At 48.5% G+C, this 19,167-nt stretch carries 12 protein-coding genes and 1 pseudogene; 7 read left to right on the top strand and 6 right to left on the bottom strand.

From position 1 onward, the window contains the following. Nucleotides 1–22: 22 nt before the first annotated feature. The 7 genes and pseudogenes from rplK (at nt 23) to VNN20_07775 (ending at nt 13,470) form a co-directional block, all read left to right on the top strand. Nucleotides 23–439 (top strand): 50S ribosomal protein L11, encoded by a 417-nt coding sequence (gene rplK / locus VNN20_07805; GenBank protein HWP92084.1) that lies wholly within the window; start codon nt 23–25, stop codon nt 437–439. Between the two features lie 70 nt (nt 440–509). Then, nucleotides 510–1,232 carry a 50S ribosomal protein L1 gene (gene rplA, locus VNN20_07800; protein ID HWP92083.1) on the top strand — a complete coding sequence of 241 codons (723 nt, stop codon included), beginning with the start codon at nt 510–512 and terminating at the stop codon, nt 1,230–1,232. An 86-nt stretch (nt 1,233–1,318) separates the two neighbouring features. Further along, a complete protein-coding gene (gene rplJ / locus VNN20_07795) occupies nt 1,319–1,849 on the top strand; it encodes a 50S ribosomal protein L10 (protein ID HWP92082.1) in 531 nt (176 codons plus the stop codon). Between the two features lie 64 nt (nt 1,850–1,913). Further along, nucleotides 1,914–2,315 (top strand): 50S ribosomal protein L7/L12, encoded by a 402-nt coding sequence (gene rplL, locus VNN20_07790; GenBank protein ID HWP92081.1) that lies wholly within the window; start codon nt 1,914–1,916, stop codon nt 2,313–2,315. Nucleotides 2,316–2,434: 119 nt separating this feature from the next. Beyond that, nucleotides 2,435–6,526: pseudogene (rpoB, locus tag VNN20_07785) on the top strand (DNA-directed RNA polymerase subunit beta). Between the two features lie 57 nt (nt 6,527–6,583). Then, nucleotides 6,584–10,678, top strand: a complete 4,095-nt coding sequence (rpoC, locus tag VNN20_07780; protein ID HWP92080.1) for a DNA-directed RNA polymerase subunit beta' — start codon at nt 6,584–6,586, stop codon at nt 10,676–10,678. 77 nt (nt 10,679–10,755) lie between these two features. Then, on the top strand, nt 10,756–13,470 hold the full coding sequence (locus VNN20_07775) for a valine--tRNA ligase (GenBank protein ID HWP92079.1): 2,715 nt from the start codon (nt 10,756–10,758) through the stop codon (nt 13,468–13,470). 310 nt (nt 13,471–13,780) lie between these two features. On the opposite strand, the gene purF is transcribed toward VNN20_07775, so the two are convergent. The 6 genes from purF to VNN20_07745 all read right to left on the bottom strand — a co-directional run bounded on the left by purF (nt 13,781) and on the right by VNN20_07745 (nt 19,026). After that, nucleotides 13,781–15,196 carry an amidophosphoribosyltransferase gene (gene purF, locus VNN20_07770; GenBank protein HWP92078.1) on the bottom strand — a complete coding sequence of 472 codons (1,416 nt, stop codon included), beginning with the start codon at nt 15,194–15,196 and terminating at the stop codon, nt 13,781–13,783. A 140-nt stretch (nt 15,197–15,336) separates the two neighbouring features. After that, nucleotides 15,337–17,559 carry a phosphoribosylformylglycinamidine synthase subunit PurL gene (purL, locus tag VNN20_07765; GenBank protein ID HWP92077.1) on the bottom strand — a complete coding sequence of 741 codons (2,223 nt, stop codon included), beginning with the start codon at nt 17,557–17,559 and terminating at the stop codon, nt 15,337–15,339. Nucleotides 17,560–17,730: 171 nt separating this feature from the next. Further along, nucleotides 17,731–17,958, bottom strand: a complete 228-nt coding sequence (locus VNN20_07760) for a hypothetical protein (protein ID HWP92076.1) — start codon at nt 17,956–17,958, stop codon at nt 17,731–17,733. Nucleotides 17,959–18,269: 311 nt separating this feature from the next. Beyond that, nucleotides 18,270–18,491 (bottom strand): hypothetical protein, encoded by a 222-nt coding sequence (locus tag VNN20_07755; GenBank protein ID HWP92075.1) that lies wholly within the window; start codon nt 18,489–18,491, stop codon nt 18,270–18,272. After that, a complete protein-coding gene (locus tag VNN20_07750) occupies nt 18,476–18,721 on the bottom strand; it encodes a CopG family transcriptional regulator (protein HWP92074.1) in 246 nt (81 codons plus the stop codon). The genes VNN20_07755 and VNN20_07750 overlap by 16 nt, the downstream gene beginning before the upstream one ends. A gap of 2 nt (nt 18,722–18,723) precedes the next feature. Beyond that, nucleotides 18,724–19,026, bottom strand: coding sequence for a CopG family antitoxin (locus VNN20_07745; GenBank protein ID HWP92073.1), 303 nt, complete (start codon nt 19,024–19,026; stop codon nt 18,724–18,726). Between the last annotated feature and the right edge of the window lie 141 nt (nt 19,027–19,167).

Genomic DNA, 19,167 nt, shown 5'->3' with positions numbered 1-19,167 from the left:
AATCAAGTGGAGAAGATATAGAATGAAAAAAGTGGTTGGAGAAGTGAAACTGTTGATACCTGCCGGCAAAGCGACCCCTTCGCCCCCGGTGGGTCCGGCTCTGGGGCAAAGGGGGGTTAACATAATGGAATTTTGCAAAGCCTTTAACGCACAAACATCGAAGATGGAGGGGTTACTCCCGGCAATAGTAACGGTGTACGCGGATAGGTCCTTTTCCTTCGTAATCAAGACTCCGCCCGTATCCTACTTGCTAAAAAAAGCCGCTGGCATAGAAAAAGGGTCCGGGGAGGTTCCTAGAGTGAAGGCGGGAAAGGTCACTAGAGCTCAGGTCGAAGAGATTGCTAAAACTAAGCTCGAGGACTTGAACACCGATGATATAGAGTCAGCGAGGCGTATAGTAGAGGGGACGGCTAGGAGTATGGGAATCGAAGTTGTTTAGGAAGGTTCCTTCAAGGACTGGGGAACAGTAAATAAAAATTTAATAAGGTTTATAGTCTTGAGGAGATAAAATGGCTAGAGGAAAAAAGTATATTGAGGTTAAGAAGGCGGTAGACCCGTCAAAATCTTATACTCTTTCAGAGGCACTTAATCTTATCGAACAAACCAAGACTGCCAAATTTGATGAGACTGTGGAGGTTGCAGTCCGTCTGGGGATCGACCCGCGCCAAGCCAACCAGCAGATCAGGAGTGCTCTAGTTCTTCCCCACGGAATCGGAAAACAGGTTAGAGTGCTGGTTTTTGCCAAAGGGGAAAAGGTTAAAGAAGCGGAAGAGGCAGGCGCAGATTATGTGGGAGCTGAAGACTTAGTGGAAAAGATATCCAAGGAGAATTGGCTAGACTTTGAAGTAGCCATAGCCACACCGGATGTGATGAGTTTGGTCGGAAAGTTGGGTAAAGTATTGGGTCCGAGGGGTCTTATGCCCAGTCCCAAGGTTGGCACCGTCACCTTTGACGTGGCCAGAGCGGTAAGCGAGGCCAAAGCGGGAAGAATAGAAATCAAAAACGATAAAGGGGGAGTGGTTCATGCCCCTATCGGTAAGGTCTCTTTCGGTGCAGCTAAGTTGAGGGAGAACTTTTTAGCTTTCATGGATTCACTCCAAAAGATGAAACCTTCCTCATCTAAAGGCGTATTTATAAGAAAAATCGTGCTCTCCAACACCATGGGACCGGGAATAAAGGTGGATTTTGCGAACGTCCGCGATGAGCTAAAGGGCTTCGAAATCGCGGCCTGATTGGTTGCTGGGTGCTTGACCTAAAGCCTGAATCTGGGTCAGCCCAACTAGGTAAGGCTTCAAACCTGTATTCAAGGAGTGAGTTAATGTTATCAAGAGCAGCGAAAGAAGAGATCGTCAGGGAATATGGCGAAAAATTCAAGACGAATCCTTTCCTTTTCGTGGTCGAATATAAAGGGCTTACGGTAAAGGAGATGGAATCGCTCAGGGCGAAACTCAGGAAGACTCAAGCGGATTTTAAGGTCTTGAAGAATACTCTTCTGAGGATAGCATCGCGGGAGACCGAGGTGGAGAGAATTAAGGACCTCTTCGAAGGTCCTACAGCCGTGGCAATCTGCAAGGATGACCCGGTATCGGTAGCCAAGGTATTTGCCGAGTCTGTTAAAGAGTTTCCGGTGCTCAAGCTTAAAGGAGGAATCATCGAGGGCAGAGTGGTCGATGCAGACGAAATGATAAAGCTCTCCAAGCTTCCTTCCAAGCAGGTTCTTTTTTCTCAGTTGTTGGGACTTCTATCGAGCCCGCTTGGCAATTTTATGGGCACTCTAACAGAGCTTCAGAGACGCTTGCTTTACGCGTTAAATGCGGTCAAGGAAATCAAAGCAAAAGAGGAAAAATAACTAACTAAGAATAGGGACGCCCGGGCGGGTTTCCCTGGCAAAAAACAAGGAGGTTTTAGACAAAATGGCAGATGTAACAAGAGCGGATGTTATCTCCTATCTGGAACGCGCCAGCATGCTGGAGATTTCTGAGTTGATCAAGGAGATCGAGGATAAATTCGGAGTAAAAGCAGCGGCGCCCCAGGTAGCTATGGTAGCCGGAGTGGGCGGTGCGGGTACTGAGGCCGGCGAGGCAAAAGCGGCCGAGGCCGAGAAAACGGAGTTCAACGTAGTATTGAAAGCAGTAGGCGACAACAAGATACAGGTGATTAAAGTTGTCAGGGAGCTTACTGCCCTTGGTCTAAAAGAGGCCAAAGAGCTGGTGGAAGGCGCTCCGAAGACGGTAAAGGAGGGTGTAAAGAAAGAGGATGCGGAGGGGATGAAAAAGAAGTTGGAAGAGGCCGGTGCAACGGTAGAAATTAATTGATATCGTCGAGGGGAGTTGGGGAATTAATAGCTTTCGAGGTCATGGTTAAGTGGATTGTCTATTTAGCCTAATGACTTAGAAGGTTTGTTTTAACTTTATAAAAAGGGGGGGAAAGTAAGTTGAGCTTTGAGGTTATTGAATCTTATAAATTAAGAAAGAGTTTTTCAAAAATACCATCTGTTCTTTCCATACCCAATCTTCTCGAGGTTCAAACCAAATCATACGAGGACTTCCTTCAAAAGGATGTAAAGCCCGAGGAGAGGAAGGACATGGGGCTTCATCGGGCCTTCAAAACAGTATTCCCTATACAGGACTACAACGAGAAGGCGTCACTCGAATACGTTAGCTACCGTTTCGACAAGCCCAAGTACGAGCCGGGGGAGTGCAGGTTAAAGGGGTATACCTATGTAGCCCCGCTTTACGTCACATTTCGGCTGGTAATCTGGGATACCCCTACTGAATCCGGGGGCGAGCGCACGATAAGGGATGTCAAGGAGCAGGAGGTTTATTTTGGCGAAATCCCCCTGATGACCCCGAACGGCTCCTTCATAGTAAACGGGACGGAGCGGGCCATAGTCAATCAGTTACATCGATCCCCAGGCGTGTTTTTCGACCAAGTAAAGAGTAAGGACCAGTCTGTAGGAAGGGTTTCCTTCTCGGCCAGGATTGTTCCGCAGGACGGGAGATGGCTGGATTTTGAGTTTGACTCCAAAGACCTTTTTCACGTTCGGATTGACCGGAAGAAGAGGTTCCTGGTGACTGTATTACTCAAGGCGCTGGGTTACACCGCCAAAGAGATTATGATGAACTACTATCAGACGGAAACGGTATATTTGGAACCGGATGGGATTAAAAAGAGTGTCAACATAGAAGTTCTTCCCTTCCAGAGAGCAACTGCTGATATAGTCAACCCTAAAACCGACGAGGTCCTGGTCAAAAAGGGAAGGAGGTTCGTAAGAAATCTGATCGACAAGCTAGTTCAATCGAAAATTGACCGGATTCCGGTTCAAGCAAGTGATGTGATAGGCAGGCCCTCGACGGACGACATAGTAGACCAGGCCACCGGGGAGGTTATAGTCAACTTCAACGATGAGATCACCGAAGAAAAACTGGAAGAATTGAGAACGCGTGGAATACGAGAGTTCAAGGTGTTCTACATAGACAACGTTTCGGTAGTTGCATCGCTCAGAAATACCCTACTAGCTGATAAAGTGAAGACCCGCGAGGAAGCAATTATCGAGATTTATAAAAAATTTAGGCCCACCGATCCCTCTACCCTGAACGTTGCCGAGACCTTCTTCAATAACATGTTTTTTAATCCGGATACATACAGGCTTTCCAAGGTAGGACGAATCAAGATTAATTACAAGCTAAACCATGGGATCTCGGATGAAGTTCTCACCCTCACCAAAGAGGATATGGTCGAAACTGTCAGGTACCTCCTAAATCTCAAAGGCGGGCGGGGAACTACCGACGACATCGACCATCTTGGAAATAGAAGGGTGCGTACCGTAGGGGAGTTAATCGAGGACCGTCTTTACCACGGGCTCGACCGGCTGGCCCGGTCGGTGAAGGAAAAGATGGGTTACCAGACTGTGGAAAATCTCATGCCTAGCGAGCTCCTCATCCCCAAGACGGTTATCGCGGTGGTAAAAGAGTTCTTTGCCACCGGACAGCTCTCCCAGTTTATGGACCAAACCAATCCCCTATCCGAGGTGACGCACAAGAGAAGGCTTAGCGCCCTGGGTCCTGGCGGACTTACCAGAGAAAGAGCCGGTTTTGAAGTCCGAGACGTTCATTCCTCCCACTATGGAAGGATTTGCCCGATCGAGACGCCGGAGGGGCCCAATATCGGTCTTATTTCCAGCCTTAGCACGTACGCCAAGATAAACGAATATGGCTTCATACAGACGCCATACCGGGTAGCCAAAAATGGAAAGGTGACGGACGAGATCGTTTACTTGAATGCGCTGGAAGAGGAGAAGTACGTGATAGCCCAGGCAAATGCGCCACTGGATGCAGAGGGTCGTTTTACATCGGAGATAGTCTCTGCACGTCATAGGGGAGAATTCCTGATGGTTGAGTCTAATCGCGTTGAGCTGATGGACGTCTCTCCGGCACAGCTTGTTTCTGTCTCGGCATCACTCATACCCTTCCTGGAGCACGATGACGCCAATCGTGCGTTGATGGGCTCGAATATGCAACGTCAAGCTGTTCCTTTGGTTCGGACCAGTGCGCCGCTAGTCGGAACCGGGCTCGAAGGTACGGTGGCTAAGGACTCCGGGGTCACGGTGGTGGCTCAAAGAGAGGGTGTTGTGGAATACGTGGATGCGGCAAGGGTAGTGGTGAGGGCAACCGGTAATGGAACAGCGGATGGCGGGGTTGATATATATAATTTGATAAAGTTTCAAAGGTCTAATCAAAACACCTGTTGGAATCAGAGGCCCATCGTCAGAAAAGGACAGAGGGTCAGGGAAAATCAGATCATCGCCGATGGTCCGTCAACCGACCACGGCGAACTGGCTCTGGGACAGAACGTTCTGGTAGCTTTCATGCCCTGGGGTGGATATAACTTCGAGGATGCCATACTGATAAGCGAGAGATTGGTGGAAGAGGATAGCTTCACTTCTATCCATATCGAGGAATTTGAATGTATAGCCCGTGAGACAAAGCTGGGGCGGGAAGAAATAACCAGGGACATACCCAACGTGGGCGAGGATATGCTGAGAAACCTGGATGAGAGCGGGATAATCAGGATTGGAGCGGATGTCAAACCGGGGGATATACTGGTCGGAAAGATCTCCCCAAAGGGAGAGACACAGCTTTCCCCAGAGGAGCGGCTGCTCCGGGCTATATTTGGGGATAAGGCCGGGGACGTAAAGGATACCTCCTTGAGGGTAACACCGGGCGTATCTGGCACGGTGATAGATGTGAAAATGCTTATTTCCCGCATTGTCAGCAAAGACGAAAGGGCGAAGATCATAGAGGATCATGAGGTAACCCGTCTCAAACAGGATAGAGAGGACGAGATAAAGATACTCAAGGACGACGCCACTCAGAGAATACGGTCACTAATCGTCGGTAAGATTTCGTCGGGTAGATTGACTCTCAACCGGAAGACGGTGATAAAGAAAGGGGACAAAATAACCGAGGAGCTGATTGACTCCGTTCCTTTCGAAAAATTAGCGGATATCGCCGTGGAAAAGGGGGAGGCGATCGAGTCCGAGATAAAGAGGACGATCGAGAAGACGCTCGAGCAGATAGACTTGGTCAAGATGGTATATGATAACAAGATAAATAAGCTTACCCGTCCGGATGAGCTACCGCCTGGAGTGCTAAAGGTGGTGAAGGTTTATGTTGCGGTCAAGAGAAAGCTACAGGTCGGGGATAAGATGGCCGGACGACACGGAAACAAAGGGGTTATTTCTAAGATACTACCGGTGGAGGATATGCCCTATCTTCCCGATGGCACCCCGGTGGATATGGTTTTAAACCCGCTCGGCGTCCCTTCTAGAATGAACGTCGGTCAAATCCTGGAAACTCATCTGGGCTGGGCGGCCAAGGAGCTTGGCCGTCAATTGAACGAGTACATACAGAATGAGTTCAGCCCGGAGGCACTTCGCGAGAAATTAGCACAGGCTTACGATTCGAAGGACTTTGCAAAATACATTAATCAAATAACCGATGACCAGGTAGTCGAACTGGTAAAAAGACTCAAGGACGGTATTCCTATTGACTCGCCGGTGTTTGACGGCTCGACGGAAAAGGAAATAAAAGAAATGCTGAGATTGGCTGGATTGCCCGAGGATGGAAAAACTATCCTATTCGACGGCCGTACCGGTGAGCCGTTTGACCAGAAGGTTGCAGTGGGGGTTATGTATATGCTAAAGCTTCACCACTTGGTCGAAGAGAAGATTCATGCCAGGGCGATCGGTCCTTATTCCTTAGTCACGCAACAGCCATTGGGAGGGAAAGCCCACTTCGGAGGACAAAGATTGGGAGAGATGGAGGTCTGGGCTCTGGAGGCCTATGGAGCCGCTTATACCCTTCAGGAATTTCTAACCGTGAAATCTGACGACGTGATTGGAAGAACGAGAATATTCGACTCCATAGTAAAAGGGGATATGAACTTCGAGCCGGGTCTACCGGAGTCGTTTAAGGTGCTGCAAAAAGAGCTTCAATCTTTGGCGCTTGACGTGGACCTTCTCGAAGAAAATGGCCAAGAGGTCATGAAAGAATTACCAAGGCAAAAGGGAGGTAGATAAGAATTGGATATAGATACCCTTTTTGAGAAACCAAAGAATCCCTCGGATTATTCGGCGGTAAAAATCTCCATCGCCTCTCCTGATAAAATAAAGGATTGGTCCCATGGAGAGGTCAGAAAACCGGAAACGATTAATTACAGAACATTTAAACCGGAGAGGAGCGGGCTTTTTTGTGCCAAGATCTTCGGCCCGGTTAAGGATTATGAGTGCCTTTGCGGCAAGTATAAAAGACTGAAACACCGGGGACACACCTGTGAAAAATGCGGGGTGGAAGTGATATCCAGTAAGGTTAGACGTGAAAGGATGGGCCATATCGAGCTTTCGTCCCCAGTTGCCCATATTTGGTTTTTGCGGAGTATCCCCAGCCGGATCGGGATGCTCCTGGATATGACCCTCAAGGACCTGGAAAAGGTGCTTTATTACGAGGCCTATGTTGTGTTAGACCCCGGCGCTACGCGGCTTAAATTTGGTGAGGTTTTGAGCGAGGATAGATACAGAAAATTGCTTGAGGAATATGGGCCCACGTTTAAGGTGGGGATGGGTGCGGAGACGATCAGAGAGATGTTGAAGAAGATAGACCTGGTCGAGCTGTCCGAGCAACTAAGGGTGGAGATGAGAAATGCAAGCTCCCCCATCAAGAGGGCCAGGATAGCTAAGAGGCTCAGAATCGTCGAGGCATTCAGACAGTCAAAGAATCGTCCTGAATGGATGATACTCACTAGAATTCCCATACTACCCCCGGACCTGAGGCCGCTGGTACCACTCGACGGCGGCAGATTTGCTACATCCGACCTGAATGACCTCTACCGGAGGGTCATAAATAGGAACAATCGCCTTAAAAAACTGCTGGAGCTCGGAGCGCCGGACATAATTGTACGGAATGAAAAGAGGATGCTCCAGGAGTCGGTGGATGCGCTATTCGAGAACGGACGCCGCGGCAGACCGGTTCTTGGGCATAACCATCGGCCATTGAAGAGTTTAAGCGACATAATAAAGGGAAAACAGGGCCGGTTCAGGCAGAACCTCTTGGGTAAAAGGGTGGATTATTCCGGACGCTCGGTAATCGTAGTAGGGCCTGAGCTCAAGCTTCATCAGTGTGGCCTGCCCAAGCAAATGGCTCTCGAACTGTTCAGGCCTTTTATTTATCAGAAGCTGGAAAAATGGGGAACGGCAGCGACCATTAAAATAGCCAAAAAGCTGGTCGAGCAGGAGGCGCCGATAGTATGGGACGCTCTTGACGAGGTGATTAAGGAGCATCCGGTACTCCTAAACCGTGCCCCCACGCTTCATCGTCTGAGCATTCAGGCCTTCGAGCCGATACTGATCGAAGACAAGGCTATTCAGATACATCCGCTGGTCTGCCCGGCCTACAACGCCGACTTTGACGGAGACCAGATGGCGGTGCATGTCCCGTTATCCATCGAGGCACAAACGGAATGCCGCTCGCTGGTTATGTCTACCAACAATATCCTGTCCTCCGCCCATGGGAAACCGATCATCCTCCCCACCCAGGACATAGTCCTGGGGGTTTATTACATGACCAGGGAGATGCCGTTTGACCGGGGGGAGGGAAAGGTATTCTCCTCGATCGAGGAAGTAAGAATGGCCTACGATTCTGGAGAGGTGGGGATTCACTCCCGGATCAGCGTCAGGATAGACGGCGTGATGTATAACACCACCGTTGGCCGTGTCCTCCTTTACGAGATCATGCCCAAGGTGGTTCCTTTTGAGCTGGTGAATAAGGTAATGACCAAGCGAGCCATAGAGGAATTAATCGATACCTGCTTCCGGATAGCCGGCGGCAAGAGCACGGTAATACTTGCCGACCGCCTGCGCACACTAGGGTTTGAATATTCAACCCGAGCCGGTATATCCATCTCCATCAACGATATGACCATACCGGAGAAAAAGAAAGAACTGCTGGACAAGGCTTATAAGGAAGTGGTGAAGGTACAGAACCAATACTCCCAGGGGCTCATCACCGATGGTGAGAGGTATAACAAGGTTATAGACATCTGGGCGAAGACCAGCGACGAGGTAGCCCATGAAATGATGAGCGAGCTGTCGGTGGATATTCTTAAGAATGAGAACGGAGGGGATACCAAACGGCCGAGTTCAAACCCGATATACATGATGGTCGATTCTGGGGCCAGGGGAAGCCAAACCCAGGTCCGTCAGCTTGCCGGCATGAGGGGGCTGATGGCTAAACCTTCCGGTGAGATTATAGAAACCCCGATTACCTCGAACTTCCGCGAAGGACTCACCGTGCTCCAGTACTTTATTTCCACACACGGGGCCAGAAAGGGACTGGCCGATACGGCTCTTAAGACGGCAAACGCCGGGTATCTTACCAGAAGACTGATTGATGTGGCCCAGGATATGATGGTGACCGAATACGATTGCGGTACAATCGAAGGAATCGTAGTGGGGGACCTGGTGGAAGGGGGAGAAATTATAGACCGGGTTGGTGAGAGGGTGTTGGGACGTGTGGTACTCGAAGACATAAAAGACCCGGTTACTCAAGATATAATAGTGAAGGCTAATGAAGAAATAGATGAACAGGCGGCAAGAAAGATAGATGAAGCTGCCAGCCTCTCTGAGGTAAGAATCAGGTCCGTCCTTACCTGTGAAGCCAGACACGGGGTATGCGTGCTCTGCTATGGCCGAAACCTAGCTACCGGGAGACTGGTGAACATCGGAGAGGCGGTGGGGATTATCGCCGCACAGTCCATAGGCGAGCCCGGTACACAGCTCACCATGAGGACCTTCCACATCGGTGGAGCAGCTAGCCAGAGGGTTGCCGAGAGCACCCTGGAGAGCCAGCATGAAGGGGTAGTTAAGCTCATTGGGGTAAGGTCTGTGAGAAATAAAGATGGAAATTTGGTAGTAATCAATCGTACCGGAATCTTGGCTATTGTGGACGATAAGGGATACGAGCGAGAAAGATACCCGGTTGTGCTCGGAGCGAGGTTAAGGGTCGAAGAAGGTTCTCCGGTGAAAGAGGGTACGCTTCTTGCGGAATGGGACCCGTACACCACGCCCTTTATTTCCGAGGTAGGCGGTCGGGTGAATTTCCAGGACCTGGAAGAAGGGATAAGCATGAAGGAACAGGTGGATGAGGTCACCGGTATTTATAAAAAGGTGGTAGTCGAGTCCAAGAGTCCGGATATACATCCGGCAATAGTCATCTCCGACGGAGACGGAAGGGGAGTCCAGTATTCTCTTCCGGTTGGGGCTATTCTAGAAAAGAATGAAGGGGATATAGTCCATGCCGGTGATATTCTAGCAAAGATCCCCCGGGAAACGGCTAAGACTAAGGACATTACTGGGGGGCTTCCCCGGGTGGCCGAGTTATTCGAGGCCAGAATCCCCAGGGACCCGGCAATCGTCAGCGAAATTGACGGCATAGTATCCTTTGGCAAAGACCTAAAGGGAAAAAGAAGGATCGTCATAACCCCAGACGTAGGTGAGCCTAAGGAACATCTAGTGCCACGGGGAAAACATGTTTTGATCCGGGATGGAGAGCGGGTCAAGGCTGGAGACCAGCTCGTTGACGGCGCGGTCAACCCACACGACATACTAAGAATCAGGGGTGAAAAGGCCCTAGACCGGTATCTGGTAGATGAAATTCAGGAAGTTTACCGGCTTCAGGGGGTTAAGATAAACGATAAGCACATCGAGGTCATCGTGAAGCAGATGCTTAGACGCGTCAGGATAAAGGACCCTGGGGATACAACCTTCCTGGTTGGAGAAGCCGTTGAGAAGAGTGTCTTCTTCGAGGAGAACGAAAGGGTTGCCAGTCAGGGCGGGAAGCCGGCCTCGGCGGAGCCGCTTCTTCTAGGTATAACCAGGGCTTCACTCAGCACCGATAGCTGGCTGTCGGCGGCGTCGTTCCAGGAAACGACCCGAGTGCTCACGGAGGCAGCCTGTGAGGGAAAAGAGGATTACCTGCGCGGACTCAAGGAAAACGTGATCATGGGAAGGCTGATCCCTGCTGGTACAGGGCTTCCTATGTATAGAAACCTGGACCTGGAGATTGCAGCACCGGAAATAGCCGTCCCTGTTCCCGTTCAAGAAAAACAGCAAGATCAATTGTAAGATTCATGGTCGGAATAGAGAGAAGGACCAAATCCTTCCTCTATTCCTGTTTTTAAATCCTCTCCAATTTATTCAAGATGGAAAAGACCCATGGAATCGAGCTGGAGAAAACCTACGATCCTAAGAAGGTAGAGGATAGATGGTATAGGTTCTGGCTCGACAAGGAATATTTTCACGCCTCGACATCCTCCCAGAAACCTGCCTTTACCATAGTGATCCCCCCTCCCAACGTTACCGGTTCTCTCCATATAGGACACGCTCTCAATAATACCATACAGGACATTCTGATTAGATATAAAAGGATGAAGGGCTTCAATACGCTCTGGATTCCCGGGACCGACCATGCCGGGATCGCCACCCAGACGGTGGTAGAGAGGGAGCTTCGTAAGCAGGACATCAAGCGAGAGGACTTGACTAGGGAGGAATTTGTAAGGAGGGTTTGGCAGTGGAAAGAACTTTATGGGAAGAGAATAATCGAGCAGTTGAAGAGAATGGGTGCCTCATGCGATTGGTCCAGGGAAAGATTTACCATGGATGAGGGGTTTTCCCTGGCGGTAAGAGAGGTTTTTGTCAGGCTTTATAGAGAGGGACTTATATATAGAGGTTATTATCTCGTGAACTGGTGCCCCCGTTGCGGCACGGCCCTCTCCGATTTGGAGGTTACCAGGGAAGATACAAAAGGAAAACTATATTACCTGAGATACCCGTTGGTATCTGACGACGGCAAAAGCCCCTCGGAGAAATACGTAGTAGTTGCCACCACTAGGCCGGAGACAATGATGGGTGATACCGCGGTCGCGGTGAACCCGAATGACCAGAGATATAAGGACATCATAGGGAAGGAAGTGATTTTACCGGTAGTGAACAGAAGAATCCCGGTGATTGCCGATGAAAGCGTGGATATGGAGTTAGGGACGGGGGCTTTAAAGATAACCCCGGCGCACGATTTTGCCGATTTTGAGATAGGGAATAGGCATAACCTTCCCCGTGTTCAGATAATGGATTTTAAAGGGCTTATGAATGAAAACGCCGGGAGATATGCCCGGCTTGACCGGTTTAAGTCTAGGGAAAGAATCATAGAAGATTTCGAGAGGGAGGGCATACTTGAAAAAATAGAGGATTACTCACTGCAACTGGGGAAATGCTACAGATGCGGCACCGTGGTAGAGCCAATGCTTTCCCTTCAGTGGTTTGTGAAAACAAAACCCCTAGCCGAGCCCTCGATTCAGGCGGTAGAGAAGGGTAAAACCAGGATTATCCCGAAGAACTGGGAGAATACCTATTTTGAATGGATGAGGAATATTCGTGACTGGTGCATATCCAGACAAATCTGGTGGGGGCACCGGATACCGGCCTGGTTCTGTAAGGATTGTAATGGGGTAACAGTTTCGGTTGACGTGCCGACTAAGTGCGAGCGTTGCGGCTCGAAAAACATAGAGCAGGAGACCGATGTACTGGATACCTGGTTCAGCTCCGCCCTCTGGCCCTTTGGCACGTTGGGCTGGCCCGAGCAAACAAAAGAGCTAAAGATCTTTTATCCGACATCGGTGCTGGTTACCAGCTTTGATATCCTCTTTTTCTGGGTTGCCCGGATGATGATGATGGGGCTAAAGTTTATGGGCGACGTTCCATTCAGGGATGTATATATTCATGCCCTTGTCCGGGATGAGAAAGGGGAGAAGATGAGTAAGACCAAGGGGAACGTGATTGATCCACTTGACATAATGGATGATTTCGGCGCCGACGCCTTGCGATTCAGCCTGGCCGCCCTAGCCGCCCAGGGTAGGGACATTAGGCTTTCCCTTCCGATCATCGAGGGCTACCGTAATTTTATGAACAAGATTTGGAACGCCTCCCGGTTTGTCTTTATGAATTTGGACCACGATGTAGAGACGACCCGACGGGTCGTCTCTACGGAGTCGTTTCTCTCCACGCCCGACAAATGGATTCTCACCAGGCTGAATAGAGCTATAAAGGATGTCGAGGATTCGTTAGCACTTTACGAATTCGACAAGATGGCGCGTCAAATATACCAGTTTATCTGGGGCGATTTCTGCGACTGGTATATAGAGTTAGTAAAGCCAATTCTAAATGGGAGCGATGTGGAAGCAAAAAAGAGAACACAGTTTGTTTTAGTAGAGGTATTATCTCGGTCTTTGCAGCTCCTGAGTCCGATTGCGCCCTTCATCACCGAGGAGCTTTATAGTAGGCTTCAGGATTGCGGGTTTGACCTGAAAACGCCGGATGGCGAGGTTGCCGAGAGCATAGCGATGAGTGCATACCCGGAGTTTAACGAAGAAGAGATTTACCAGAAAGCATTCGATGAAATAGAGTTTATCAAGGAGATCGTGGTTGGTATAAGAAACTTAAGAGCGGTAGTAGGCGTTCATCCCTCGGATAAAGTTAAAATCATTCTCCTTCCCGATAACGACGGCATCTTAGAAAAAGTTAGGGTTAACGCTGATTACATTACTAACCTGGCGGGGGTGTCCAGGCTTGAATTTGTCAAAGATGAAAAACCGGATAAGGCGGTTACCCAGGTAATCGAGGGTATTCAGATATTTCTTCCGGTAGAGGGACTGGTCGATGTGGAAAAGGAAGTCGAGAGAATAAAGCGGGAGATATCCAAGGTTTCAAAGGATGTGGAACTTTCCCGGAAGAAGCTTTCTAATCCGGACTTTGTAGAGCGGGCTCCGGAAGAAGTGGTCGAGAAAGAAAAAGAAAGATTCGAAGAGCTTTCCTCGAAAAAGCGGAAGATGGAGGAAGTGCTCGAAAAGTTGAGTGAGATTTGAAAGGTCAGGTCTGTTATACCCTTATACCACACCAGCAAGCCTAACTTGAGTCTATCTAAGTTATTTAGTGGGCTGATCAAAAAACCATAAGGATAATCTCTAACCTTTATTTTTGTAGGGAACGCATATATGCGTTCCCTACATTATTAAATCAAAGTTCGTAACTCTTTCTGGAGCTGTACTTTGTTTCCCGATGTTTGGTCCACGATTTCCTCAGGCTAAACTTAGAAGAGGCTGGGTGTTCACTTACACATTTTCGTGACTTCCAAGTATAGGATGTATTTTCTAAGGATGATTCGGATTCTATGATTTATCTATCAAACAGATGAAGCTGTCTGAAATTGCTTTTTGAGTCGGTTATTTCTACCGGGTAATTTCCGGTGAAGCAGGCGTCGCAGAAGCTTTCGCGGCCTTCCAGTCGTTTATAACTCTCCACCGCCTTCATCACGCCTTCAAGACTGAGGTAGCCCAGAGAGTCAGAGGTTATGTATTTATTGATCTCCTCTACATCCAGGGAATTGGCGATTAACTCTTCCTTGGTTGGCGTATCCACGCCGTAATAGCATGAGAATTTCATGGGTGGTGAGCTTATCCTCATGTGCACTTCCTTGGCTCCGGCCGCTCGGATCATCTTCACTATTTTCCTGCTGGTCGTGCCTCTGACGATTGAGTCGTCGATTATAACCACCCTCTTCTCCAGTAGAACATCCCTTATGGCATTTAGTTTTAGCTTCACCCCGAAGTTTCTGATAGATTGTTGAGGCTCGATAAACGTTCTTCCTATGTAGTGGCTTCTCAAGAGCCCTAGTTCGAGCGGGAGTCCGGATTCCTCCGAGAATCCGATTGCTGCGGGGACGCCGGAGTCGGGCACGGCTATGACTATATCGGCATCGACGGGCTGCTCCTTCGCCAATTGTTTTCCCAGTTCTTTTCTCACCTGATAGACGTTTCTGGCGAATAAAAAGCTGTCCGGCCGGGCAAAGTAGATAAACTCAAAGACGCAGTGTTTATGATTTACTTCCGGAAAGGGTTTGAAGGATTCCATTCCATTCTCACCGATTACCAGGATCTCTCCGGGCTCTATCTCCCTTAGAAACTCGGCCTCGATCAGATCGAATGCGCATGTCTCCGATGCGACCACGGTTGCATCCCCGAGCCTTCCCAACACCAGGGGTCTAAACCCGTAGGCATCCCTGGTAGCGATCATGAATTCGGGAGATAAAAACAATAGAGAATAGGCCCCCTTACATTTGAGTAGAGCTTCGATTATTCTCTTCACCAGGGTCTCTTCCTTTGACCGGGCTATGAGATGTACCATTACTTCGGTATCGGTGGTGGATTGAAATATTGCTCCGGCCTGTTCGAGCTCTTCTCGGAGCGTCCTGGCGTTGGTCAGGTTTCCGTTATGGGCTATGGCCAGCTCTCCGCGGGAGTAAGCAATCACTATGGGCTGGGAGTTCTTTACATGGCTAGAGCCGGCGGTTGAATACCGGACGTGTCCGATGGCATTTCTTCCGGGGAGCTTTGAAATGACCTCTTCGGTGAATATATCGGACACTAGCCCCATCTCCCGATGGGTGTATAAGTGTGTCCCGTCCGATGTGACGATGCCGGCGCTTTCCTGTCCCCGGTGCTGGAGCGCATGGAGTCCTAGATAGGTGAGGTTAGCCGCCTCGTTATGGCCGTAGATACCGAATACTCCACACTCTTCTCTGATTTTAGGCATAGCTCTCAAAATTTAATTAGCCACGAATTAACACGAATTTACTCAAATGAAAAAGATGCATGATTCAAGATTCATGACCCTCTTGCATCCTGCATCATGTATCGTGCATCGTGTATCCTACATCCATCCGCATTATTATCTCAATTCGTGGCAGAAATCTTACTTTTAAAAATACTCTCAAAACCAAAGGCCCATGATTCACGGGCTTTCTTTATGGGAATATCGATTAATTCATCTATAAAGAACCTGTCTCCGCCAACCTCCCCGATTACTTGCATGGGCGTGCCATGCTTCAAAGCGATTTTTTCCAAAGCATTTAAGTTATTCTTATCTATAGATGCCAGTACCCTGGACTGTGATTCTCCAAATAGGAGTGCATCCTCCCTGACCTGGTTGTTTTTTAAAGACCTAATCTTTACACCGGCTGTCCCATCCGGGGTGAAGCAGGATTCGGCAATGGCGATGGCCAGACCACCTTCGGAAAGGTCATGGGCCGAGTTTAATATCCCCATTTTGGTTGCCTCTAATAAAGTTCTTATCAACCTCGACTCCGACTCCAGGTCTATTTCAGGGGGAGAACCGGATACAAGCCCATGAACCATCTTCAGATACTCGCTTCCACCGAGTTCCTCTCTTGTTTCTCCAAGGAGCACCAGTATATCACCCTCTTTCTTGAACCACTGGGTTACTTGCTTTTTCACATCTTCAATCAATCCCACCATTGCTACAGTCGGAGTGGGATAAATGGCATTGTCTTCAGTCTCGTTATAGAAGCTGACGTTGCCGCTTACAACCGGGGTGTCTAAAGCCCTTGCCGCATCGGACATGCCTTCTATGCATTTTTTGAACTGCCACATAATCTCCGGCTTTCCCGGGTTGCCGAAGTTTAGGCAGTCGGTGATGGCCAGGGGAACCGCTCCGGTACAAGCCAGATTCCTTGCGCTCTCCGCCACGGCGATGGCTGCTCCGGTGTAGGGGTCGAGGTAGCAATATCTCGAATTGCAGTTTGAGGTGAGAGCGACGGCCTTGGTAGTCCCTTTGATTCTTATTACCGCCGCATCCGAGCCGGGCGGGATAGTGGTGTTGGTCCTGACCATGTGGTCGTATTGCTCGTAAATCCATCTTTTACTGGAAAGGTTAGGGGAGGAAATCAGGGTAAGAAATACTCGTCCCAAATCATCCGGTAGAGGTATGGATGAAGTCTTAAGCCTTTTTACTTTGGCTAAATAAGCCGGTTTCTTAGAGGGCCTTCTGTAAACCGGGGCATCCTCTGTAATAAGGCCTATCGGTAAGTCGACGACCTTGGTTCCATTCTCGAAGATATCGAGTTTCTCGGAATCGGTAACCTCCCCGATTACGGCAAAGTCCAGTTCCCATTTTCTGAATATCTTTTGAGCTACTTCTTCTTTGCCTTTTTGAATGACCACGAGCATTCTCTCCTGTGACTCGGAGAGCATAACCTCATATGGGGTCATACCGGTTTCCCGTCTTGGTACCCGGTCGATGTTTAACTTGATTCCCGTTCCGGCGCGCTCGGCCATCTCGGTCGAGGAGGATGTGAGCCCGGCTGCCCCCATGTCCTGGATTCCAACTACAACGCCGGTTTTGAAGAGTTCGAGGCAGGCTTCGAGAAGTAGCTTTTCGGTGAAAGGGTCTCCTACCTGGACGGCCGGCCTTTTTTCCTCTGCCTCTTTAGTGAATGTTTCAGAGGCCATTACCGCGCCATGGATCCCGTCTCTTCCTGTTTTTGACCCGACATATATAACCGGGTTTCCCACTCCCTTTGCGTAACCACGGAATATTTCGTTTCTCTTCATGACCCCAAGGGCGAATACGTTTACCAGCGGGTTCCCGTTGTAGCAATCCTCAAAATACAACTCACCACCGACTGTGGGGATTCCCACACAGTTTCCATATCCGGCTATTCCAGAAACCACGCCCCCGACTAAATACTTTGTCTTGGGGAGCCTGGGGTCTCCGAATCTTAGAGAATCGAGCAAGGCTATGGGTCTTGCCCCCATGGTGAAGATGTCCCTAAGAATTCCGCCTACTCCGGTTGCCGCCCCTTGATAGGGCTCTATAAACGAAGGATGGTTGTGGCTCTCCATCTTGAAAGCGACACAGATACCATCGCCTATATCCACGATGCCGGCGTTCTCACCCGGTCCTTGAACTACCCTTTCCCCTCTGGTTGGAAGCTTTTTTAGGTGGACTTTAGAACTTTTGTATGAACAATGCTCAGACCACATCGCCGCCAATATGCCGATTTCGGTCATATTTGGCTCTCTCTTGAGAGTTTTCACTATCTTAGCGTATTCGCCTTCCGTGAGTCCATGGCTTAGAGCGATACTTTTATTATCCATACTGGATAGTTCCTAGGTGTATTATACCTGTTAAATATAGGGAGTGAATTGAACTTTGAATATAGAGTTAATTTGTAGGAGGGTAATGAAGTCTAGTTATATAAGACTAAAAGTAGAGACGCATGGCCATGCGTCTCTACTTTATTGCCTGCCCATATAATTTGGTTTTTATTAATTAAGCTCTATTTCTTCTGCGTCACTGAAATAGTTGCAATTAAGCAAGAAGTCGTAACACTTGTGGCAGGTAACCATGTTGAATGTGAGGATGAGCAGGGAATGAGATTTATGGCCGCAGACCATGCAGTTCTGATGAGAATCGAATATCACGATCTTGACCGGATTTCCACCTCTCGAAACAAACTCCAAAAAAGGATTTGCGCTTCCCATTGCTGCTGACATGTTTGTTCACCTCTGCGAATTAATATTGCAATTTGTATGCCACAATGCCTCGGTATTGGAGGCAGACGTAACCACCTGAAATCATGTCAATTTCATTTTTGCCACTTTAAAACTGTGCATTATTCCACAGTGTAATACCAAAGAGGCGTCACGAAATTTCGTATCCGTGACCAAAAATTAGGCAAATGAGGGACATCGCTCTCCCTCTGATTGAAATACAGTTATAAAAATTAAATATGATTAACTAAGTTGAAGAATAGTTAAGAAGTTGCTAGACCCGAATTCCTACTCTGGAAAGACCTAAAAATGCTTCATGGCAAAACATTGAATTTGTCGTACCGCATGAAGTGCTCATCGAAGGCAAACACGTCTTTTATTTCAAGGCGTTCACATATCGAAAAACTGGTGCAGTCGGTGAATGAGAAGGTTTTATCCTTATAGCTCTTCGCTATTTCCCATGTCCGATTCTCATCTTCAGCACTTACTCTATTAAAGGCAATTATCCCCGGACTCTTTCTTATGTGTTCACCCATTTCGGACGGTATATGATTTTATCATGCTCTATCGAACCTCTTTTATTGCCGGTCGAGAATTCGTCCTCTCCAATTTTCCAGAATGGATCTTTTCTCCGTTCCTTTTCTTTGGCCATCTCTCTTTGCACTAATTCCCTTATGTACTTAGCTATGCTCATGTCTTTCCTCTCAGACTCCCTGTCTAGAAAGTTAATTTGATCTTCGTCAAGATAAATGGATACCCTTTTCATATTTATTTTAACTCTTCCCTAAGCTCGCGTTTTAACCCCTCAACTATCCATATCTGTACCAGTGTTTGATACGGAATTCCCTTGGATTTTGCTAATATCTTAGCCAGGTTTATGTGCTCTGGGTTAACTCTTATGGAAATCTTGGTTCTATTGCTCTTTTTGCGAATTTCTCCTTTGAGCCGGTCTGAGAGTTCAATGGGTTCTTCTACCTCTAGGATCTCATCCAACAAATCAACGGCCGAATGAGTGTCCCAAAACTCAGCCTCCTCTTTATCAGTCTTAAATTGTGGAATTTTTCCAGCCAATCTTACCTCACACTCCTTAGATAGAATTTCTTGTCTTTATTCATCATATCTCTTGCGGTAATGACTCTTGTATTATGTCATTGCGAACGAAGCGAAGCAATCTCTAGTTTTAGATTGCTTCGTCGGTTTGCTCCTCGCAAT

It is taken from the genome of Thermodesulfobacteriota bacterium, from assembly GCA_035559815.1.
Taxonomy (GTDB): domain Bacteria; phylum Desulfobacterota_D; class UBA1144; order Nemesobacterales; family CSP1-2; genus DATMAT01.
This window is presented reverse-complemented; position numbering and strand designations above follow the sequence as displayed.